At 61.3% G+C, this 22564-nt stretch carries 16 protein-coding genes; 11 read left to right on the top strand and 5 right to left on the bottom strand.

The window, feature by feature from the left end:
- Positions 1-121: 121 nt before the first annotated feature.
- Positions 122-874, bottom strand: a complete 753-nt coding sequence (locus DevBK_RS09410; RefSeq protein WP_317185236.1) for a PDZ domain-containing protein — start codon at positions 872-874, stop codon at positions 122-124.
- Positions 875-1195: 321 nt separating this feature from the next.
- On the opposite strand from DevBK_RS09410, the gene DevBK_RS09405 reads away from it, so the two are divergent.
- The 5 genes from DevBK_RS09405 (at position 1196) to DevBK_RS09385 (ending at position 5506) form a co-directional block, all read left to right on the top strand.
- Positions 1196-1495 carry a hypothetical protein gene (locus tag DevBK_RS09405; protein ID WP_317185235.1) on the top strand — a complete coding sequence of 100 codons (300 nt, stop codon included), beginning with the start codon at positions 1196-1198 and terminating at the stop codon, positions 1493-1495.
- 79 nt (positions 1496-1574) lie between these two features.
- Positions 1575-2234 carry a response regulator transcription factor gene (locus DevBK_RS09400; protein ID WP_061907988.1) on the top strand — a complete coding sequence of 220 codons (660 nt, stop codon included), beginning with the start codon at positions 1575-1577 and terminating at the stop codon, positions 2232-2234.
- A gap of 6 nt (positions 2235-2240) precedes the next feature.
- Positions 2241-3671 (top strand): HAMP domain-containing sensor histidine kinase, encoded by a 1431-nt coding sequence (locus DevBK_RS09395; protein ID WP_317185234.1) that lies wholly within the window; start codon positions 2241-2243, stop codon positions 3669-3671.
- A gap of 59 nt (positions 3672-3730) precedes the next feature.
- Positions 3731-4213 carry an RT0821/Lpp0805 family surface protein gene (locus DevBK_RS09390; RefSeq protein ID WP_061907990.1) on the top strand — a complete coding sequence of 161 codons (483 nt, stop codon included), beginning with the start codon at positions 3731-3733 and terminating at the stop codon, positions 4211-4213.
- 84 nt (positions 4214-4297) lie between these two features.
- On the top strand, positions 4298-5506 hold the full coding sequence (locus DevBK_RS09385; protein WP_317185233.1) for a hypothetical protein: 1209 nt from the start codon (positions 4298-4300) through the stop codon (positions 5504-5506).
- Here DevBK_RS09385 and DevBK_RS09380 read toward each other — a convergent pair.
- Both DevBK_RS09380 and DevBK_RS09375 read right to left on the bottom strand, forming a co-directional pair.
- Positions 5503-7455, bottom strand: a complete 1953-nt coding sequence (locus DevBK_RS09380) for an FAD-dependent oxidoreductase (RefSeq protein WP_317185232.1) — start codon at positions 7453-7455, stop codon at positions 5503-5505. The genes DevBK_RS09385 and DevBK_RS09380 overlap by 4 nt on opposite strands.
- Entirely contained in the window at positions 7452-8519 is a 1068-nt protein-coding gene (locus DevBK_RS09375) for a hypothetical protein (RefSeq protein WP_317185231.1), read from the bottom strand. Before DevBK_RS09375 ends, DevBK_RS09380 begins: the two co-directional genes overlap by 4 nt.
- A 134-nt stretch (positions 8520-8653) precedes the next feature.
- Here DevBK_RS09375 and ccmI point away from each other — a divergent pair, with 134 nt between their 5' ends.
- From ccmI to DevBK_RS09350, 5 genes are all read left to right on the top strand, one after another.
- Positions 8654-9730 (top strand): c-type cytochrome biogenesis protein CcmI, encoded by a 1077-nt coding sequence (gene ccmI / locus DevBK_RS09370; RefSeq protein ID WP_317185230.1) that lies wholly within the window; start codon positions 8654-8656, stop codon positions 9728-9730.
- Positions 9727-10203 carry a cytochrome c maturation protein CcmE gene (gene ccmE / locus DevBK_RS09365; protein ID WP_317185229.1) on the top strand — a complete coding sequence of 159 codons (477 nt, stop codon included), beginning with the start codon at positions 9727-9729 and terminating at the stop codon, positions 10201-10203. Before ccmI ends, ccmE begins: the two co-directional genes overlap by 4 nt.
- Positions 10200-12173, top strand: coding sequence for a heme lyase CcmF/NrfE family subunit (locus DevBK_RS09360; protein WP_317185228.1), 1974 nt, complete (start codon positions 10200-10202; stop codon positions 12171-12173). The genes ccmE and DevBK_RS09360 overlap by 4 nt, the downstream gene beginning before the upstream one ends.
- Positions 12170-12649, top strand: coding sequence for a cytochrome c-type biogenesis protein (locus DevBK_RS09355; RefSeq protein ID WP_317185227.1), 480 nt, complete (start codon positions 12170-12172; stop codon positions 12647-12649). Before DevBK_RS09360 ends, DevBK_RS09355 begins: the two co-directional genes overlap by 4 nt.
- Positions 12650-12756: 107 nt before the next feature.
- A complete protein-coding gene (locus tag DevBK_RS09350; RefSeq protein WP_317185226.1) occupies positions 12757-15570 on the top strand; it encodes a bifunctional [glutamine synthetase] adenylyltransferase/[glutamine synthetase]-adenylyl-L-tyrosine phosphorylase in 2814 nt (937 codons plus the stop codon).
- 35 nt (positions 15571-15605) lie between these two features.
- Here DevBK_RS09350 and DevBK_RS09345 read toward each other — a convergent pair whose 3' ends face one another.
- Together DevBK_RS09345 and pepN are read right to left on the bottom strand one after the other, a co-directional pair.
- Positions 15606-17261, bottom strand: a complete 1656-nt coding sequence (locus DevBK_RS09345) for a HAMP domain-containing sensor histidine kinase (protein WP_317185225.1) — start codon at positions 17259-17261, stop codon at positions 15606-15608.
- A gap of 269 nt (positions 17262-17530) precedes the next feature.
- A complete protein-coding gene (pepN, locus tag DevBK_RS09340) occupies positions 17531-20167 on the bottom strand; it encodes an aminopeptidase N (protein ID WP_317185224.1) in 2637 nt (878 codons plus the stop codon).
- A gap of 313 nt (positions 20168-20480) precedes the next feature.
- Here pepN and DevBK_RS09335 point away from each other — a divergent pair, with 313 nt between their 5' ends.
- Positions 20481-22331 carry an ABC transporter ATP-binding protein gene (locus tag DevBK_RS09335; RefSeq protein WP_317185223.1) on the top strand — a complete coding sequence of 617 codons (1851 nt, stop codon included), beginning with the start codon at positions 20481-20483 and terminating at the stop codon, positions 22329-22331.
- Positions 22332-22564: the final 233 nt, after the last annotated feature.

Below are 22564 nucleotides of genomic sequence, written 5' to 3'. Positions count from 1 at the left end.
CGGAGCTTCTGCCTCGAATGATGCCGAGCGATTTCAGTGTGGTTGGGACTGGAATACCTCCAGTCCCAGTTCGGTAAACTGGTGCTATGACAATGTCGGCGTTCCGGAGCGGATGATGAGGTTACTCCTCCTCCCCACCGTCGCCGTCATCCGCGCCATCATCTTCGCCGCCATCATCGGCTTCGTCACCGTCGTCCGCGGCGCCATCATCCGCATCAGCGTCGTCTGACGCCGCTTCCTCGGATTCGTCAGAGGCCTCGTCTTCCTGGCTGTCCTCTTCGAGTTCCGACGAGAACTCTTCTGAGGTCACCGTTTCCTCAATGGTGGTTTCGGACTCTTCGTGAGTTTCAACGATCTCTTCGGAGTATTCGACGGTATATTCCTCGTAGCTGAAGCCCTCGTAACTCCAGGACGTCCAATTGGACACGGCCGCAACATCGAGCGCTGCCTCGTAGAGTTCGAGTGTGATGATCACGTCTGACGAGGACAAGACACCGGCGCGATAATAGTCGACGCTGAAATCTGAAACCTGCTGGGTGAGCCAGAAATAAACCACCTCATCGAGTTCGATCGGCGTGGCAATGTCCTTGCCCTTGACCTGATGGATGATGTCACCCGGTTCGACGCCGTTCTGAGCGGCAACACCGTCATGCGCAACCGCGAGGACCAGGACGCCGCTGTCGGCTGCATTGAGCGCGAAAGCGCTTCGAACGCTCTCGTCGATCGGCAGAACGACGGCATCGAACGCTCGAGATACATATGGCGCGGGCAGGTTGGCCTGCGCCAGCACCACTGGCACGGTCGCGGCAAGTGGAAGAATGGACAGGTGGGCTGCAGCTCCCAGAAGGAGCATGGACCGGATCGGCTTCGACATTATTGTTTCCCCAACGTCAGCTGATGTGACGGAACGGAGGCTAAAGCACCCCTATTACGTGCGTGTCGGGAATTTAAGTGGTGGGGCTAAAATTGATCATTTCAATTCGGTTCCACAGAGCATATTCTCAGGGCCAGAAGACTGTCTGGTGAACTCGGGCGGGGCAGATAATCATGGCGATCGCTATCTTTGGAAGTCGCCGAATAAACCCACCGTTTCAGTGACCACATGGCATGACGGAACAAAATCGGGACAATCAGCTTTGGGATATGACCTGCCTTATTCATGTCCCATTCAGCTAGGTGCCGCTAGTTTCACGCCATGAACACGAAAGCCCCAAAACCATCCGCCGCTGCCGCCGTTGCACTGGCTCTTGCCTTGGCCCTTTCGGGTACGGGAGCGAGCCAGGCACAGGCTTGTCTTGACCGGCAACAGATTCAGGAAGCCGTCACCTCGGGGCAGATCATGTCCCTCGATGCCGTGCTGGCGGCGAATGGCGTCGATGGCAGCGCCGAAATTCTCAACGTCCAGGTTTGCGATCAGGGCGGACAACTGGTCTATATCATCGGTGTGTTGACGGCGGATGGTCAGGCGCAGAACCTGACACTGAGCGCACAATAGGTTTCTGACCGATTGTGCCTTGGTGCGGGAATGGTGGTAGTGGTCACCAGCGGATTTCTCTGAGCGTCGGGGGCAGGCGATGCGTATTCTTGTTGTCGAAGACGATACCAATCTCAACAGGCAGCTCAAGGAAGCCCTGACCGAAGCAGGCTATGTCGTCGACGTGGCATTCGACGGGGAAGAGGGACATTTCCTTGGCGAAACCGAACCCTATGATGCGGTGGTGCTCGATATCGGCCTGCCACAGATGGATGGGCTTTCGGTGCTCGAAGAATGGCGCCGTGCTGGCAAGACCACGCCGGTATTGCTGCTGACGGCGCGCGATCGCTGGAGCGACAAGGTCCAGGGGATCGACGCCGGGGCCGACGACTATGTCGCCAAGCCCTTCCACATGGAAGAAGTTCTGGCACGGTTGCGGGCGCTGGTGCGCCGCGCGGCAGGTCATGCCAGCAACGAAATCACCGCCGGGCCGGTGCGGCTCGATGCGCGTTCGGGCCGGGTGACGGTCAATGGACAGGCTGTGAAGCTGACGAGCCACGAGTTGCGGCTTTTGAGCTACCTGATGCATCACAAGGGCAAGGTCGTCTCGCGCACGGAACTGACCGAGCACCTCTACGACCAGGATTTCGACCGCGACAGCAACACGATCGAAGTGTTCGTGGGGCGCCTGCGCAAGAAACTGCCCGAAGAGTGCATCCAGACGGTGCGCGGACTCGGCTATCAGATCGTCGGGGACTAGGCGGGCTTGTCCAACGAGACCGGACAACCGGCGGCTTCGCCCGATAACGCGCCGCACTGGCTGCGCAAGGGATCGATTGCCGCTTCGCTTTTTTGGCTGACGGCCGGCTGGCTCGTGATCGCGCTGGTCGCGACCGGTTTTTTGCTGACCGACCTTTATTCGCGGACGCTCGATACGACGCTATCCCAGACGCTCGATTTTCACGTCGAGAGCCTCACAGGGATTTTGCTCGAGGCCGGTGATCCGCGCGACCCAGGAATCACACTTGCGGATCCGCGTTTCGATCGTCCGCGCTCGGGCTGGTACTGGATTATTCGCGATGGTAGCGGGCGGCTGGTCAATCTGTCGACGTCGGTTGTGGGTATCGATCTGCCTGGGCTGAGCGGGAATCTCGATGCGCTCGGCCGGCGCACTGGCGTGCTGTCCGATGCCTTCGGAACGCAATTGCGCGTCGTCGAGCGCAGTGTTTCGATGGGTGACCAGACCTATCGGATCGAGGTCGCCGGCAATCTCACTGAAATTCTTGGGCTGGTCGGCGATTTCCGCGGGCAGACATTCATTGTGCTTGGCGCGGTGGGGGCGATGCTCGCCATCATGAGCGTGATCGTGGCGCGCTTTGCCATGCGGCCCGTGGGGCGGCTCAGTGCGGCAATCGAAAGCGTCCGCGAGGGCGAAACGACGGAGATTACAGGACGCTATCCCACCGAGATCGCGCCGTTGGCCGAGGAGGTCAACGAACTCCTGCGCTCCAATGCCCAGATCATCGAGCGCGCGCGCAATCAGGTGGGCAATCTCGCCCATGGGTTGAAGACGCCGATCGCCGTGTTGCGCAATGAGGCCGGGACGCAAAATGGCGCCTTGGCCGATGCCGTAGCGGCCGAGACCGAAAAGATGAGCACAATGGTCTCGACCTATCTCGAACGCGCGCGGCTCGCGGCGCGGACATCAGTCGTCGGCAAGAAAGCCGATGCGGGCATGATCCTGTCGCGGCTGGCGCGGGTGATGGGGAAAATCCATCGCGACGTGGATGTTCATTTCGAGCAATCCGAGGCGGGACTTCCCTGGTTTAGGGGCGATGAAGCCGATCTTGAGGAAATGGCGGGCAATCTGCTCGACAACGCCTGCAAGTGGTCGAGGGGGCAGGTGGACGTTTCGCTTTCGGGCGAGCGCAATGCCAAGGGCAGCCAGCTTTTGATTCGGATCGAGGACAATGGCCCCGGTCTGACTGATGATGACGCCCGCAAAGTGTTGCGCCGCGGTGTCAGGCTCGACGAGAAAACGCCCGGAAGCGGGCTGGGGCTGGATATCGTCAAGGAACTGGTTGATGTCTATGGCGGAAGTCTTGAGCTCAAACGTTCGGCGCTAGGCGGACTATTGGTCGAACTGCGCCTTCCCGCTGCACGGGCGGTGGGCATTGGGCGCCCATCCGCCGCCTGACGCACTTTCGCCGCAATGGCTCAACAAGTACCGATCGAACGCTGATAAGGTCCATAACGATGAATCGCTTTGCCCTGTTTGCCATGCCTATCCTTGCTCTGGCGCTTGCCGGTTGCTCCAGCACTGGAACAAGCCAAGTGGCGCAGGCTCCGGTCGTGGCTACTGCTCCAATGCCGGTCGTGACGCAGCCGATGATGCCGAGCACGGCCCAGACGACGCAGCAGGCTCGCCTGACCACCAGCGTTTCCACCGGTTTTGTCGATAGCGCAGCGCTCGCCGTGATGACGGCAAAGGATTCGGCTGAAGCCAATAGCGCGCAATTCTACGCGCTCCAGTTTGGCCGTCCCGGCGCGCCGCGCCAGTGGGCTGGCGACAAGGGCACGACCGGCTCGGTTTCGGTTGGGCCTTACGTCCGCGTCAACAATCTCGATTGCCGCGATTTCACGCACACGGTTAAGGCCAATGGCCAGGACTACGTGAAAAAGGGCACCGCTTGCCGCGAGCAGACCGGCAATTGGAATGTGGTTCAGGGCGCCGCATAAACTCAAGTCAATCCATGCCTGACATGGATTGTTTACCTGCGCTCGGTACGCTGTCGGTCAAATTTCTTTTTGACTGACAGCCCCATGACACAGCTCGCCAACCGCGTGGATACCGTTGCGCCGGCTTCTGCCCAGCCGAGCGCGGCACCAAAGCCCAAAGGCCCTTTCTGTGGTCTGATCGATTCCGTTCTCGTGCATGACCCAGTGCTCGAGACATTTCAGGGATCGGTGAATGCTCATGCTGCCCAGGCCATCTGGACCTGGGTAACGCGTGACATCTGCAATGATATTTTTCCGGCTGACCGCATCGCCAGCGGTGTTTTGACGCCCGCCGAGGTGGAAGCCGCTCTGCCCGAAATGCTCGGGCGGATGAAGGCCGCGCTCGCTCAGGGCCTCGCTGATGTGGAAGGCGCGCGACGCCTTTCCGCCCAGCTTGGCGGCGACGACACGCGCCAGCATTTGCCCACGGTGATGTTGGCTCTGCGCAATCGGGCGCTCCTCGGCAAAGCCCAGGCCTTCGGCAAGGCGACCAATTCAATCTCCGACGAAAATGCTCTGGCTGCAGCCATCAAGGCCATGCCGCTGCAGGAGCCTGCGCTTGCGGCGCTGGTTTTCCACGCTGCGCTTGGTCAGGCGGGTAACCCCACGATCCTCGTTCTCGCGGCCATCAAGCTTTCGGGTCCGGCCACGGAAGTCTCCGTGCGGCGTGCGGGTCTTGGCCCACTCCTCGATGCCTATATTGCTCATGCGCAGAATCAGTTGCGCTTCTTCGAGGGAAATGGGCCATTCGCCGATGTGGATCTGATCTGCCGGGCGCTCGAACGTTTCCACAAGCTCGTTCGCTCCTTGACGGGATATATCGAGTTTTCGCGCGGCAGCCAGGCGACGGCAACGCTTTCAGCCATAACCAAATATGTTTCGGACCGGCTGGAGCCGCGGCTCAAAGAGGTTGTGACCGACCTCAACCAGGCCATGCGCCGGCGCGAGAATGCCGATCGGCTCGATACCGAAAAGCTCTTTGCGGCTGTTGGCGGGATTTTCCTCCTCGCAACCGTGCGGGATTGCCGGGATTCTTTGGCGCTCAATTCGGTGTTCGAGCAGGCCTGGAACCAGTCAGGCCAGGCATTGGAAATCCACATTCAGCGCACGATGGATACCTATCGGCAGGACCCGGAAGACACCAATACGATCGCGCGTCTCGATGCGGTGATCCAGATGGCGCAGGTGCGATTTTCGGCGGAATATGCCGAGACGCTGAAGCGCGCGCGGCACGCTGCGGAAAAGCGCAGCTAAGCCTTTACCTCGGCCGGGAACGCCTGGCCGAGATCCCGCACGACGAGCCTTACGCCCGGCTGCGCATGGGCTGCGGCCAAGAGCGCTTCGATCCTCTCATTTTGCATTCTGAGGACGACACCCACCGCGTGCTGCGGGTTGGTCGTATCGTGATCGAGGAAGATGAGTGCACCGCTGTCGGTTCGGCGCGCCTCGGGCTGATCGAGCTGCACCACTATGGCGTCGGTGCCAAACCGTCCCTGAAGGTAATCTGGGACAGACTTAGTCTCGGATGGCGCGGAAATGTCTGCCGCATCTTGGTGCGAGAGAGGGATCAGGGCGACCCGCTCCTGCGCGACGACACCGGCAGATTCAGGAGGGATCAGGCCAAGAGCGACGCCCGAGGAAATTGCAGAAATCGAAAGCGGCTGCGGCCATTCGGCGAGAAGGCCCGAAGTGCTTCCTTGCCTGTCGGTGATTTTGGACAACCAATGCTGCGGCTGGGGGGTAGGGCGAACGACTAGACTGGCTTCGGCATCGAGATAGGCAGGGTTCGCGTCTGGCGCTTCAAGAGCGCACATCTGCCGATCGGGCGTCTCGTAAAGGGCGGATATGACGGGGTCGTCGACACCGGGACCAGCCCGGCCGAGCAGATGATTGATCGCGGCAACGCCGCTGGTGACGCAGCCCTGGCGCGTGAGGTAGCCCGCGGCGGCGCCAGCGAGAGCGATTGTGTCGAGCGTGCCGATGGGTTCGAGCCGCTCCGCATTGGCGTTCCAGCGGCTATGCCCGCCAGCCATGTGCCACAGCGTAAGATCGGGCTGCCAGCCGCCGCTGAGGATGAGCCTGTCGACACGAACGGCATCTCCATGCGCCAGATCGATGGCAAGCTGCCCGTCGGCTGTGGCGATGCTCTTTGGTACCGTGCCAGGAAACAAGCGGAACCCATAAGCCTTCGAAAATTCGATATAGCGCGAACTGGCCTGATCGCGCCCATCGGTAATGCGATCGAGTGCGATGCCGGTTTCGGCAAGCAGCGTGGCAAGGCGGTAGGCGGGATTGGCCGAGGTTGCGACCATCACCGAATGACCTGACCAGATGCCGTAGCGCTGAGCGAGCTCATAGGCTTCCTGCGCGCCGATGACGCCGGGCCGTCGATTGCCGGGAATGACGGGGAGGCGCTCGATGGAGCCCGTGGCGAGAATGATGTAGCGGGCGGGTAGGTCGAGCACTTTGCCGGTGACGAGACCGCCGCTGATATCGATCTGATGCACGCGGACAAGACCCGGCACGATCGCGAAGGCTTCGCTATGGGTGCGAACGGTGATTGCGGCGTGGGATTTGATTTCGGTGACCAGTAGCGCGACGTGGTCCTCAGGCGTTGCATCGCCATCTTGAGTGCCGAACAGACCGGAATGGCCACCAAGCATCGGGCTCTCTTCCACAAGCGTGACCGAGAGGCCGGCACGAGCGGCAGTTAAAGCCGCGCTCATCCCGGCGACGCCGCCACCAATGAGGAGCACATCGACGCCGGGTTCAGTACGACCGACGAGACTGCGCCACGGGCGGACGAGGCTCCTGTTATGATCGTCCAGCGTCAGGCCCAGCGTGCGGCCACCTTGGAACAGGCGGGTGATGAGGCCTGATTTCTTGCCGGGAGCGACGAAGACGTAATCGGCGCCGCCCCGCGCAGGTACACGATCCATCGGCAAGGCGAGCTCTGGCGTGGCGGCAGCTCCGGCATAGGCAATTGCCGGGGCTGCGCCGTGGCGCAATCCAATCGGCTGACCGTGATGGGTCCCGATGGTGTCGATGCCCGAAGCGAGAAGCGCGGTCAGCACCGTGTCGCCTTCGAACGCCGAGACCATGCGACCCTGGATACGGAACTCGATGGGCCGGGTGCGATCAATTTGCGAGCCAGCGAGGCCCTTGGCGGTGTTTGCGGGTAGCCGGCTGATTTGCGGTCTCATGCGGCATGATCCGGCAAGCGGAAAAGGAACTCGGCGACGGCGCGGCGGTCGGTGCCTGAGCTCCTTGCGGCGCACCAAGCAGCTTCTTCGTCGCTCGCGGTATTCGTCAGGTAGCGGGCAAAGAGAGGCGCGAGGAACGCGCCGGTCGTGCCAAGGCCGGCAAGGATCACTGGTCCCGTGTCCAAATCGCCGATGATTGGTGCACCGTCAAGCGAGACAAGCGCGTCGAAGCCGGACTGTCCGATTTGTTGGGTGACGCCACGGTCCGACAGTGTTTGCGCGAGCTGTGCCGAAAATTGCGAGAGTGTGCCGGGGCCCGTCGCGGCGACACTGCCGCCATCGAGTTGGATGAGTGTCAGACCGGTATCGAGATTGAGCATCACCTCGCTGCCGAGGCGATGCTTGGCGGAAATGAGAATGCTTGCATGGGGCCGGGTCTGGAGCTCGTCCGGCCACTGCGCGGTGGGCAGATGTCGCATGATGGCGGCTTCGTCGCTCAGGATCGATCGCGCGGCCCGGATCGTGTTCTCGCCGTCCGCCAGTTCGGTCACGCCATCAGCGTGTAGAGCGGCAAATTCCGGGCTGAAACGCCTGACGCCTAGACCCGTGAGCCATTTTTCTGAGCGCGGCAACAGCGTTTGTCGGTCGATTGTCAGCACGTCGCCGAACCGGAACGCACTTCGGTTCGGACCAAGCTTCGAACTGGCAACCCGATCGGCCATCAGCCCGTTGGCGCGGGCCATGTGCGCAATGTGGCCAAGAGCTTCCTGGCCTTCTACGTGATCAGCGTAGAGCAGAGGATCGAGCCGGCGCAAGACACGACGTCCAGCGATCCGCGTCAGCAGCTTCTGCGTTTCGGGAACAAGTTTGCCCAAAATCGCCCAGGTTTCTGGCCGGGTGATCGGCGCGATCGAGAGATCGAGGTGACGCGTCAACCGATAGCGGGCTTCGGGCTCTGCGATCTGCACCACGGTTTTTCCATGCCGCTCGGCAAGGAGGCCCGCGACGAGGCAAGCCAGCGGACTGGCGCCGAAAACAGCGAACTCGACCAAGATGTCAGGCATGCGGCCTGCCTGCGGCGCGCTGACCCTGTGGCAATGAGTCCGGTGCTAACACGTGGGTTTTAGTGGCATTTGCTGCCAATCGGCCTATAGAAGGCGCGGCCTTTCTCAAGGCCGGAAGCAAGCGTCCGGAGCCCATGATTTTCTGGTTGATCGCCATAGCTGTAACCGCAATTGCCTGCGCCGCGTTGTTGTACGCGGGGCGCGGTCGCCCGGTCAACGCAGCGGTGGACGAAAGCGCAGATACCACCAGCCATTTCCGCCAATTGCTCGCCGGGATCGATAGCGATCTGGCAGCCGGCAAGATCAATGCCGATGAAGCGATTGGCGCCAAGGGCGAGTTGGCGCGCGAAATGATCCGGGCAAAGTCGGAAGCCAAGCCCGCTGCCGCCGGATTCGGCCGCGCCGCGCTTGTCTCCGGTTCCGCTCTTGTCGCCGCCATTGCGCTCGGTGGTTATGCTCTTCTTGGCAGCCCCAATATTCCCGCTCAGCCCCTCGCCTCGCGCGCCGATGTGGCGGCGCAAAACATGGATATCGACGCAGCCATTTCCCGCATTGAGACCCGGCTTGCAGAAGATCCCAATGACATTCGCGGCTGGACCGTCCTCGCGCCGGCCTTGGTGCAGGTCGGCCGCTTCACGGATGGCGCCAACGCCTATGGCCGTGTCATCGCGCTATCGCAACCGACGGCGCAACTCTTGACCGACCAGGCTGAGGCGCTGCTGCTTGCGGCGGATGGCGCAGGGTCTGATGAGGCTATGACGCTGCTGCGCCAGGCAACCGAACTCGACCCCACTGACCCGCAGCCGCAGCTTTATCTGGCCGCCGAGCTGACGCGGACTGCAAAATATGACGATGCCGCGCGCTATTGGCAGTCGGCAATCGACCTCGCGAGTGGGGCGGAGCCGTGGCTACCCGCTGCCCGGCAGGGGCTTGCAGTGGCGCAAAACGACGGTGTCGATGCGACGGCCGCCGATCAGGCAGAGATGATCGGCGGAATGGTCGAGAGTCTCTCCACACGGCTTTACGACGAGGGCGGAACCATCGAAGAATGGACGCAGCTCGTGCGCTCCTACATCGTGCTTGGCGATCTGCCGAATGCGCAAAAGGCTTATGATGCTTCGGTCGCAGCCTATCCCACGGCGTTCGAACGGGGTGAGCTCGACACGCTAGCCCTGAGCGCAGGATTGAAACTGAACGGAGACGCGCAATGACCATGCCTTCCGCAGTCCGCCGCAAAGGCTGGTCGCGCAAGCAGAAGCGTCTGGCTGTCATTGTCGGCCTCGGAGTCGTCCTGGCTATTGCTGCGGCGCTGGTGCTGACGGCGCTGCGCGACCAGATCGTCTTTTTCTATTCGCCATCCGAAATTCAATCGCGTGGTGTCGAGCCCGGTCACCCAATCCGTCTTGGTGGTCTCGTCAAGGATGGCACCTGGGTCCGCGCTGGGCAGGACAATAGCTTTGTCGTCACAGACGGCGGCACCGAGATCACGGCGCGCTATAGCGGCATCTTGCCGGACCTGTTCCGCGAAGGGCAGGGCGTCGTCGCCGAGGGCTCGGTCGGTCCTGATGGCATTTTCACCGCCACCAATGTATTGGCGAAACACGACGAAAACTATGTGCCCAAGGAGGTCGTCGAGGCGCTGAAGGCGCAGGGCGAATGGCGGCCGGAGGGCACAGCGCAATGAGCATCGAGCTCGGACATTTCGCTCTGATCCTTGCCTGCGCCATTGCGCTGGCATCCTCCATTGGCGGGCTGACGCTTTGGCGCAGCGGCGAACGTCTGGCTTCCGTCTTGGCGCAATCGGCTATTCTCCAGTTCGTGCTTGTGGCAGTCGCGTTTCTTGCCGTGGTGCAGGCCTTCGCGACATCCGACTTCAGCCTAGCGCTGGCGGCGAACAATTCGCACTCGCTGAAGCCGCTGATCTTCAAAATCTCCGGCGTTTGGGGCAATCACGAAGGCTCGCTGCTGCTCTGGATCCTGATCCTTGTACTGTTCGGTGCTCTGGTCGCGGCGTTTGGCCGGCGTCTCCCTGCGGACCTTCTCAATCTGGTGCTCGGGACGCAGAGCCTTCTGGTCGTCGCCTTTGGCGGCTTTACACTTTTCACGTCCAATCCGTTCGCGCGTCTTGCGCAGCCGCCGATAGAGGGCGCCGACCTTAATCCGATCTTGCAGGATATCGGCCTCGCCATTCATCCGCCGCTACTCTACGCCGGCTATGTCGGCTTTTCGATCTGCTTTTCCTTTGCTATCGCCGCGCTGATTTCCGGCCGTATCGATCAGGCGTGGGCGCGCTGGGTGCGGCCCTGGACCATGCTGAGCTGGATCTTTCTGACCCTCGGCATCGCCATGGGTTCGTACTGGGCCTATTACGAACTTGGCTGGGGCGGCTGGTGGTTCTGGGACCCGGTCGAAAACGCCAGCTTCATGCCCTGGCTGGCGGGCACGGCGCTGCTTCATTCGGCGCTAGTGATGGAAAAGCGCAATGCGCTCAAAATCTGGACGATCTTTTTGTCCATCATCACCTTTTCGCTGTCGCTGCTCGGCACTTTCCTTGTCCGCTCCGGCATCCTGACCTCGGTCCATACCTTTGCCAGCGATCCGACGCGTGGTCTCGTCATTCTCGCTATTCTCGCCGTGCTGATCGGTGGCGCCTTCCTGCTGTTCGCGCTGCGTGCCAGCGCCTTGCGGCAGGGTGGCCTGTTTGCGCCCATCAGCCGCGAGGGCGCATTGATCCTCAATAACCTGTTCCTGGCGACGGCTGTCGGCGCGATCCTTGTGGGCACGCTTTATCCGCTCGTGCTCGACGCGCTGATCGGCACCACGATTTCCGTCGGCGCGCCGTTCTTCGATCTGACTTTCGGCGCGCTGATGGCGCCGCTCTTGCTGGTTCTGCCGTTTGGACCGCTCTTGCCTTGGAAGCGCGCGGATATGGTGGCCGCGGGGCAGCGGCTGATCGGGGCCGCGGGACTGGCCATTTTCCTCACAATTTTGGTGTCTGCGCTCGGCGGCGTCTCGATTTCTCTCGCCCCGCTAGGCTTGCTGCTTGGCTTCTGGGTCACCTTCGGCGCTTTTGCTGAACTGATCGAGCGCGGCAAGATCGGGCGCATTCCAGTGCGCGAAAGTTTGCGCCGTCTGGCGGGCCTGCCACGCAGCATCTGGTCGACGGCGATTGGCCATATGGGCTTGGGGCTGACAGTGCTCGGCATTGTCTCTGTCAGCGCCTGGGAAACCGAACTGGTCACAACGCTCTATCCTGGAGAGACGACGCAACTTGCCGGCTATTCTCTGACATTTGACGATTTCTCCCAGATTCCGGGCCCGAACTATATGGCCGACACCGGCCATTTCACCCTGACCGCGCCTGGTGGCGGCACGACCAATCTTGAGGCCGAGCGGCGGACCTATGTCGCGAGCGGCATGCCAACGACAGAAGCGGCAATCGCCACCTTTGGGCTGTCGCAGTTCTATCTGCAGCTCGGCGAGCCGCTCGACAACACCCATGTCGTCCGCATCTGGCACAAGCCCTACATCCTCCTGATCTGGCTCGGCGCCATTGTCATGGCGGGGGCAGGGGTGCTGTCGCTAACCGATCGGCGGCTCCGCGTCGGCGCCCCACAGCGCGCCACCAAGCACGTCCTGGAACCGGCCGAATGAAGCGGCTCTTGGCCTGTCTTGCTCTGATGTTGGCTCTGGTATTTCCGGCCCTGGCGGTGTCGCCAGACGAAATGCTGTCCGATCCGGCGCTGGAGCAACGGGCGCGGGCTATTTCGTCGGGGCTGCGGTGTCTCGTCTGCCAGAACCAGTCGATCGACGACAGCGACGCCGATCTCGCTCGGGATTTGCGCATTTTGGTACGCGAGCGGCTGGTGGCCGGTGAGAGTGACGCCGAGGTCCAGCAATATCTCGTCGATCGCTATGGCGAGTATGTCCTCCTCAATCCAAGGCTCAACGAGCATACCTGGCTCCTCTGGATCGCGGCGCCGGCGCTGCTGGCTGCGGGCCTGGGCGGCATTTGGATCGCCAGCCGTAGGCAGTCTCCGCCCCAGGCTGGGGATGATCTGTCGGACGAGGAAAAGCGCGTCCTGGCTGAACTTTCCCAAACTGAAGGCGATAAGACGGGCAGGGCCTAGCCCGACTTGCTGGGTCGGAGGAGGCGGGTTATGCCTCTTTAATGAGCACCGTCCTTTCGCCTTTGCCATCCACTCCTCACCCAGCATTTGACGCGCTTTGCCCTGACTTGCCACCCTCGCTCGGCCAGCAGGTTCGGACGCATGCTGGTCTTTTAGGGCCACTGCTGCAGTCGGCGCCCTATTTGCTGGAACTGGCGCGCGTGCATGCGCAATGGCTGATGGACGCGATCGAAACGGGCCCCGATGTCGCTTTCGGCGCCCTGTTGGCCGAGGTGAGCAGTGCTGGCCGGTCGGGTGACGAGGCCGGGCTTGGGCAGTCCCTGCGCATCGCCAAGGGCCGGACTGCACTGTTGGCGGCGGTTGCCGAAACCGGTGGCGCATGGACGACGGCACGCGCGACGGAAGCGCTTTCCGACCTGGCCGACGCAGCGCTCGAAGCGGCGCTCGATCTCTTGATGGGGCAGGCCGCAGACAAGGGACAACTGGTTCTGCCGCGTGAGGAAGCTCTGGCGGCCAATTCCGGTCTCGCGCTCTTCGCCCTCGGCAAACATGGCGGGCGCGAACTCAATTACTCCTCCGATATCGATATCGTCGCCTTCTTCGATCCGCAAAAGCCTGTGCTTGTCGATCCGAGCGAGGCGACGAAGATATACTCGCGCATGGTGCAAAAGCTCGTCGGGCTGATGGAGGATCATCAGGCTCATGGCTACGTTTTCCGCACCGACCTGCGCCTGCGGCCCGATCCTGGTTCAACGCCGGTGGCGCTCTCGGTCGATGCGGCGATTGCCTATTACGAAGTGCGCGGCCAGAATTGGGAGCGCGCCGCCTGGATCAAGGCGCGGCCCTGCGCGGGCGACAAGGCGGTGGGTGAGGCGTTCATCAAGGAGCTAGCGCCCTATGTCTGGCGCAAGCATCTCGACTACGCGACAATCACCGATATCCAGGCGATGAAACGCCAGATCAATGTGTCGAAGAAAGTCGGCGATATCCGTGTCGAAGGGCACAATGTCAAACTTGGTCGTGGCGGTATCCGCGAGATCGAGTTTTTTGCGCAGACCCAGCAACTGATCGCCGGTGGCCGGGACAAGTCGCTGCGGGTGCGGCCGACTTCGCATGCACTGGCCGCGCTTGCCGAAGCCAATTGGATCGCGCCGACGACGGCGAAGGAACTGACCGAGACCTATTGGTATCTCCGCGCCGTCGAAAATCGGCTGCAAATGCTGCGCGACGAACAGACCCACATCATGCCCGATACGCCCGAAGCCGTTGCCGTTATCGGCCAGCTGATGGGCGAGCCTGATCTCGCAACATTCGAGAAGACCTATCGCGCCGCGCTCGAACGGGTCGCCCGCTATTATGCCGAGCTGTTCACCGAAGGCGAAACGCTGGGGACCGTCGAAGGCAACCTTGTTTTCACCGGCAGCGATGACGATCCGAACACACTAGAAACCCTCACCAATATGGGCTTCGTCGACGCCCACAAGGCAATCGAGATCGTGCGCAAGTGGCACTATGGCAGCTATGCCGCCACGCGCACTTCCGCGGCCCGCGCGCATTTGACCGAGCTTTTGCCAGCGCTGCTGACGACGCTCGCCGCGGCGGGAAGCGCCGATCTGGGTCTCGCGCGTATGGACGACTTTCTCTCGCGCCTGCCTGCTGGCGTGCAGCTTTTCGCGCTGCTGCGCAATCATGCGCAATTGCGGTCGCTGCTCGTCCAGTTCATGGCCTCGGCCCCGCGCATGGCGGAGGCGGTTATTCACCGCGCGCACGTGGTCGATGGTCTGATCGACCCGGCCTTTGCCGACGATGTCACCCATCGCGATGTGCTGGTTGGAAAGGTCGATACCTTCCTCGCCGATGCGCGCTCCTATGAAGATCTGATCGATCGCGCCCGCATCATCGGGCAGGAGCAGAAATTCCTCGTGGCCGCGGGGCTGCTCTCGGGCACAGTCTCTGCGACGGTTGCCGGTGAACAGTTCACCGCCTTGGCCGAGACCTTGCTAAACCGGCTTTTTGCCAGCGTAGAGGATGAGTTCGCGCGGCGCCACGGCCGAATTGCCGGCGCATCGACCGCCTTGCTGGCCTTCGGCAAGATGGCCAGCCGGGAGATGACGTTCGCTTCCGATTTGGATTTCATCCTGCTTTACGACGCTCCAGATGCAGAGTCCGACGGCGAGCGGCCATTGGCAACATCTCATTATTTTGCGCGGCTTACCCAACGTCTGGTTGCCGCGCTCGCTGCGCCGACGGCCGAAGGCGTGCTTTACGAGGCCGACATGCGGCTGCGGCCTTCGGGGAATGCCGGACCACTCGCTACCAGCATTGGCTCCTTCCATCGCTATCAGCACGAAGAAGCCTGGACCTGGGAACACCTGGCACTTGCGCGCGCACGCGTCGTCGCTGGGGCTCCGGCCTTGCGCACAAAAGTCGATGCCGAGATCGCCGAAGTCATGGCCATGCCACGCGACGTCGGGAAAACCATCGACGATGTGGTCTCCATGCGCGCGTTGATGGCCAAGGAGCGCAAGCCGCGCCATGCCTTCGATCTCAAGCTGGCGCCGGGTGGCCTCGTCGATCTCGAATTCATCGCCCAATCCGCTCAGCTCGTTGCGAGCAGGATGATCGATCTGCCACAGGCCGCGCCGCCGCGCGTTCTGATGCGCCTCGGCAAGCTTGGGCTGGTGCCGAGGGGCGAAAGACTGGCGGAGATCCACCAGATCTACGCGACCATTCTACAGGTGATGAGTTCAGCGCTGGTTGCGCCGTTCAGCGAGACGGCCTGGTCTCCAGCGTTCGAAGAGCTTTTGGCCCAACTCTGCCACTATCCCGATTTCCGGCTGCTCAAGGCCGATATTGCCCAGATGCAGGACGAAGTCTCAGCAGCAGCGGCTGAGTGGTACGAAAAAGCGCGAACGCTGTAACGCCTATCGGTCGGTGCGCATCGGACCAGTTGCGATCATGCTGCCACTGTCGCCTTGGATAGGTCTGCCCCGATCGGGAGGGAGATGGCAACGGTCGTGCCGATCGCAGGCGTTGAGTCGATCACCATGCGGCCGCCGCTCAATTCGGCAATGGCGCGGGAGATCGAAATCCCGAGGCCCGGGCCGACGCCTTCCTTGGTGAAAGTCGCATCGCCAAGGGCGAATGGCTGACCGAGGCTGCTGAGGCGTTCTTCGTTCATACCGATGCCGGTATCGGTCACTTCGATCACGACGCCATCTTCAGCCGCGAACGTAGCTAGGGTCAGCTCCCCGCCTGGCGGCGTAAACCGAATGGCATTCTCGACGATATTGGCGACCATACGGACGAGGGCCAGGCGATCGCCATTGAGCACGGCACCACAATTGGCGCTGACGGCAAGCTCGAGACCGGCGCGTTTGATCTGCGCCTGGAAACGGCGGCTTACGGAATCGATGACCTCATCAACCGGCACCTTGTCGGACCGGAGCACCTTCTGGCCGTTGTCGAGTTCGGCGAGGTCGAGAATGGCAGAGAACGAGTTGAGCAGATGCTCGCCGGAATTACGGATCGACTGCACATAATCGGCATAGCGCGGATCGCCGAGCTTGCCATAGGTTTCCCGTCCCATCAGTTCGGCAAAGCCGATGATGTGGTTGAGCGGCGTGCGGATGTCGTGGCTGAGATGGGCAAGGAAATTGGTCTTGGCGCGGCTCGCAGCCTCGGCCTTGATCTTTTCCTCATGATAGCGCCGCGCCAATTGGCGCTGCTCTTCTCGGATCGTCGTGAGCAGAACGTCGGCCCGGCGCCGTTTGGTTTCGTCCGACACGAGGGTCATGAACCCGCCATTGTCCAAAGGACGCTCTTCGATCATCAGGCAGGAGCCATCGACCTGATGCAATTCGAGTAGGCGATTGCCGCGATCTTCGCGCAGTAGCTTGAGGTAGCCGCCTGTCAACAAGCGTCCCAGCGCTTCCGAGTAGGTAATATCATTGTCGCGGAGTTTGAGGCGCGCGCGATAATCCTCATTGCAGACGATCATGCGGCCTTCTTCGGTCCAGCAGGCAGCGCCCATGGGGATGGCCGCCGTCAGGACTTCGAGCGTTTCGAGCTGTAGATCAACTTCGGTGTCGTCGTCGCGGCGGCGACGCAGTGTAAAGGCGGTCATAAGACCGGCAAGGGCGAGGGCTGCGGCGCCGCGGCCTGCGATGCCAGCCAGCGCGCCGGACTGTTCGCCTTCAATGCTGAGAAGCCCATGCTCGCCAGCGGGGACCAATTCGGAAAAGAGCGGTCGTTGCTCTGGTACGCCACCTTGGATGAAGCTGGCGCTGACGATCCCGGGATAATCACCCAGACTGCCCGCCAAAGTCGCTTCGGCGGTTTCCGGCGCAACGGTGGCGACGCGCGCTGCAACAGCGGTGCCCATCAGAGCCAGCTCGCGCTTTACCTCTGCCAATGTCGAATAGACGTCATAGGCAACAAAGAGTGTTGCGGCGATAAAAGCTGTTCCGGCGACTGACATCGTGACCGATGTTGTCTTGTTGCGCCGGCTGCGGGGTGCAGTCTTGCCGTGGTGGCGGACACGCCAGAAATTTCGTCCATTGCCCGCGCCGATTTCGTCAGCACTGGCGCCGGAGGTCTCCGACGACTGCATAAAATTCTCCAGAACTAGAAGAGGTTAGTCTCGAAGCGATTTGCCCGTTAACGATTAATGAATCATCCCGAGGGGTGTTGTCCAGAGTCCTCACAAGGGCTGTTTTGGGCTTGTCAAAAAACGCGAGTCTCTTGAGTCACTTAGGCTCAAAGAAAAATAGTTTAAGAAAAAGGGTCCCGAAGAACGTCTCCGGAACCCGCCTGTGGAATACTCGTCTGAGGTGCCCAGAAGCCGTGGCTTAGCGCCAAACAGCGAGCTGTGATTTGGGGTCAGCCGGCGAGGATTCGATCCAAAATCTCGCCGGTATTTCGGCTAAGCGCGTGCTGGCTCTTGAGTGCCTCAAGCGCTGCCCGCCCGATCTCGCGGCGATTGGCTTCAAGGAGCGGCAATGTCCGGAAGCCTGTCAGGATACGCGCCGCGACCTGCGGATTGACCTTATCGATTTCCGCCGCCGCTTCCGTGACGAAACGGAAGCCAAGCCCATCGGCGCGTGCGAACTGTTCGAGATTGCTCATGACAAAGCTGCCGAGCAGGGAGCGCAGGCGATTGGGGTTAGTCTTGGGGAAGTCCGGTGCCGAAAGGATAGCGCGAAGGCGCTCGATCACCCCGTCGTCCGGCGCCTGCGAGGACGCCACCAGCCACTTGTCGAACACCAGCGGATCGCCGCCGAAACGCGTTCGGAAATCCCCAAGTAGAGCAGGCGCGGCCTTGGTCCAGTTATGCGCCGAGATGGCCAGCGCAGCGTAGCGGTCCGTCATATTGGTCGCCGCGTAATACTGCGCCTCAGCCAGGTCCGCACCGAGATCCGACCCTGCCGTCAGCAAAGCAAGCAGCCGATTGCGCAGCGACCGGCGTCCGGCTTGCTCCGCATCGGGGCTATAGGGTCCGGAAATAGCGAGATCGCGATAGACGGATTCAAGCTGTGCCGCAATTGGGTCAATGATGGTTTTGACAAGGCTTGCCCGCGCCGCGCTGACCGCGCTTGGATCCACATTGCGCCCGATATGCCGCGCAATAACGGTTTCGTCCGGAATGCCGATCGCCTGCGCCTTGAAGGCCGGATCGAGGGATGGATCGTTGAGCGTATCCATCATCGCCTGCCGCAGGGCATCGATATCGCCGGTCGTCGGCTTCGCGCCAGTGGCGCTCTTGGCGAGCAATTGCGTTGCAACCGTCTGCATCGCGTCCCAGCGATTGAACGGATCGCTATCATGCCGCGCGAGGAAGAGTAGATCGCCATGACCGAGCCCCGTCTCGAGCTTGATGGGAGCTGAAAAGCCGCGGAACAGCGACGGCACGGGCCGATTTGCAACGCCGGAAAAAGTCAGAGTGACGCTTTCCTGGTCAAGGACGATGAGGTCACCCTCTACGCGACCGCCACTGACTTCGGACCAAGTCACAGGGTGTCCATTCGGTCCGATAAGCCCAAATTTGACGGGAATAACGAAAGGCGCCTTTTCCGGTTGGCCTGGAGTGGGCGCCGTCCGCTGGCTTAGGCTCAGCGTGTAGGTTTGGCTCGCGGCGTCATAAGTGTCGCGCGCGTTGACGATTGGCGTTCCCGCCTGGGTGTACCACTGGGCAAACTGATTGAGATCCACCTCATTGGCGTCCTCGAACACCTTGATGAAAGCTTCGATCGTTGTCGCCTCGCCATCGTGGCGCTCGAAGTAAAGGTCCATTCCCTTGCGGAAGCCAGCTTCGCCGAGGAGCGTTGCCAGCATGCGTACGACTTCAGCGCCCTTCTGGTAGACGGTTGTTGTATAGAAGTTGTTGATCTCGCGGTAATGATCAGGCCGCGGTGGATGCGCCAGCGGACCGCCATCCTCGGGAAACTGCGTTACGCGCAGGTTTTCGACATCGTGGATGCGTTGCACCGGGCGGCTACGCTCGTCGGACGAAAATTCCTGATCGCGATAGACCGTCAGACCTTCCTTGAGGCACAGCTGGAACCAGTCGCGACAGGTGATGCGGTTGCCGGTCCAATTGTGGAAATATTCGTGCGCGATGACGCGCTCGATATTGGCATAATTGGCGTCGCTCGCGATCTCGGGCAGCGCAAACACCAACTTGTCGTTGAAGATATTGAGGCCCTTGTTCTCCATCGCGCCGAAGTTGAAATCGCTGACAGCGACGATGTTAAACACATCGAGATCATATTCCCTGCCGAAGCGCTTTTCATCCCAGGCCATGGAGCGATTGAGGCTATCCATGGCATAGACGCACTCGGCTTCCTTGCCATGGGCGCAATAGATGGCGAGATTAACCTTACGGCCGCTCATCGTTGTGAAGCTGTCGGTAATCGAGCCCAGATCGCCGGCAACGAGCGCGAAGAGATAAGCGGGCTTGGGGAACGGATCTTCCCAAAGCGCGAAATGCATGCCGTCGGAAGCCTCGCCCTTGTCGACGAGGTTGCCGTTCGAAAGCAGCACAGGCGCGGTGTCTTTGGGTGCGGTGATCCGCACCTTGAACGTGGCGAGGATGTCGGGCCGGTCGAGATAGTAAGTGATGCGCCGGAACCCCTCGGGTTCGCATTGGGTGCACCAGGTCCCGCCCGAGCGATAGAGCCCCATCAGCTTCGTATTGGCGTCGGGCTGCAGGTTCACTTCCGTTTCGAGCACGAAGCGGCGGAACGGCGGCTCCACAACGGTCAGGCCGGTCTCGTTTGAGGCATAGGCCGAGAGCATCAGCGGCAGGCCGTCAATGGCAATGGAATCGAGCGTCAGTCCGTCGCCATCAAGCACCAGCGGCGTGCCCGGCGCCGTTTCAGGTCGCGGCTCCACCGTCATCTGCGTGCGCACCCGAGTCCCAGCCGCAGTGATCTTGAAGTCCATGTCCACGGCGACGATCGCGTAGGGCGTCGGGGCATAGTCCTTGAGAAAAATGGTGTGCTCGGTCTCGGTGCGCATTAGGCGATCCAATACAGCGTTATTTCTGGCGGTCTAATGTGGCCATCGGGTAACAGCCGACTCTCTCCATTTGTGTATTCTACGCCGCTCTTGGCTGCATAGCCCAATTCTTCGTGCCCATAGGGCGGTGCGAGGAGGAGGAACGGGCAATGCACCACGCAGCTCCTCTGCGCCACTTGGGGGCGTACCGAGCGCGGTCCTTGAAGTTTTCCTGGGTGGTTCGACCATTGCCAGCTCTGCTGACGGCCATTGTCATTGCCGTCGCATAGCGTTTGGCCACGGTGTCCTTCCGGACGGTAGGTATGGTGACGTTATGTTGAAATGGTTCGAAACGCGGCTCGACGCTTACCCTGCAGGTGAGCCGACGGAGCCGCCAAAGGGGCTGCTCGCCTTCTGCTTGCACTATAGCCTTGGCGCCAAGAAGTGGCTGGCCCTCATGGCCTTTGCCGCCGCAGCCGTTGCTATCGGCGAAATCCTCGTCTTCGGTTTCATTGGCGATGTGGTCAATTGGCTCGCCGACGCCGATCCCAACACGTTCCTTGAGACGGACGGTTGGAAGCTGGCGCTCATGGGCGCGATGGTTGTGTTCATCGTGCCGGGCTTTGCGCTTCTTTCGACGCTGACGATGAACCAGACACTCCTGGGCAACTTCCCCCAGCGCATCCGCTGGATGGCCCATCGCTATCTGATCCGTCAGTCGATGAGCTATTTCCAGGATGAGTTTGCCGGCCGTATCGGCGCCAAGCTGATGCAGACCTCGCTCGCCGTGCGCGAAGTGGTCATGAAACTTCTCGACATGCTTGTCTATGTCGTCGTCTATTTCACCGGCGCCGTGATCCTTGCCGCTTCCGCCGACTGGCGGCTGGCCATTCCCTTTATCGGATGGCTCGTTGTCTACGTCGCGCTGATGGTTTATTTCATCCCGCGCATGGGCAAGATTTCCCAGGCCCAGGCAGACGCGCGGTCGATGATGACCGGCCGCATCGTCGACAGTTACACCAATATCGCGACGGTAAAGCTGTTCAGCCATTCCAACCGGGAAGAGTCCTATGCCCGCGAGGCGATGGACGAGTTCTTGGACACCGTCTATCGCCAGATGCGGCTCTTCACCTGGCTCAACATGTCGGTGCTCTGGTCCAATGCGCTCCTGCTCTTTGCGGTGGGCGCGACCGGCATCTGGCTCTGGATGCAGGGGGTGATGAGCCCGGGCGCACTTGCTGTCGCTCTCGGCCTCGTCATGCGCTTCCAGGGCATGAGCCAGTGGGTTATGTGGGAAATGTCTTCCCTGTTCGAGAACATCGGCACGGTCAAGGACGGCATCAACTCCTTCTCGCTGCCGCGCGTCGTGTCCGACAAACCGGGCGCCAAAGCCATCGGTCGCGTTGCGGGCGACATCAAGTTCGACGACGTCTCCTTCCACTACGGCAAGGATTCCGGCGTCATCGAAGGCCTCAGCCTCAATATCCGCCCCGGCGAAAAGATCGGCCTCGTCGGCCGGTCCGGCGCGGGCAAGTCGACCATCGTCAATCTGCTCCTGCGCTTTTACGATCGGCAGGACGGCCATATCCTTGTGGACGGCCACGATATTGCCGAGGTCCAGCAGGAGAGCCTGCGCGCCAATGTCGGCGTGGTGACCCAGGATACCTCGCTGCTCCATCGCTCCGTTCGCGACAATATCACCTATGGCCGCCCCGATGCGACCGAAGAGGAGATGATCGAAGCGGCCAAGCTGGCCGAGGCCCATGACTTCATCCTCAACCTCACCGACTACAAGGGTCGCACCGGTTACGACGCCCATGTCGGCGAGCGCGGTGTGAAACTCTCCGGTGGCCAGCGCCAACGTATCGCTATTGCCCGCGTACTCCTGAAAAACGCACCGATCCTCGTGCTCGACGAAGCAACCTCTGCTCTCGATTCCGAGGTCGAGGCTGCCATCCAGAGCCAGTTCGAGCTGCTGATGCGCGGGAAGACGGTGATCGCCATCGCCCACCGCCTTTCGACCATCGCCATGATGGATCGTCTCGTGGTGCTCGACAAAGGCCAGATCGTCGAGCAGGGTACTCATGCCGAGCTCGTCGATTCAGGCGGCATCTATAGCCAGCTTTGGGCCCGCCAATCAGGCGGTTTCCTGGAAATGGATCAGGTGGAGGACGCGGCGCAATAAGCGCCGCTCCGTTTCCGACATAGAGTTATCAACCCGCTGCCCCGAGGGGCAGCACCAACCAAGGAGATCCCAAATGGGAGATATCATCATGACGCGACATATGGGCAACCCGAGTGCATTTGCCCTGAGCCAACCCAAACCCACCGATCGGCACCGAACCTGACTTGGAAGCCAGTATCGCTAGGAAGAGTGGAAACCAGCTTTCCTTCCCAGCAATACGACTAAGGATGCTC

The organism is Devosia sp. BK (assembly GCF_032907385.1).
GTDB lineage: Bacteria > Pseudomonadota > Alphaproteobacteria > Rhizobiales > Devosiaceae > Devosia.
The sequence above is the reverse complement of the archived record's forward strand: the minus strand, read 5'-3'. Positions and strand labels throughout refer to the sequence as shown.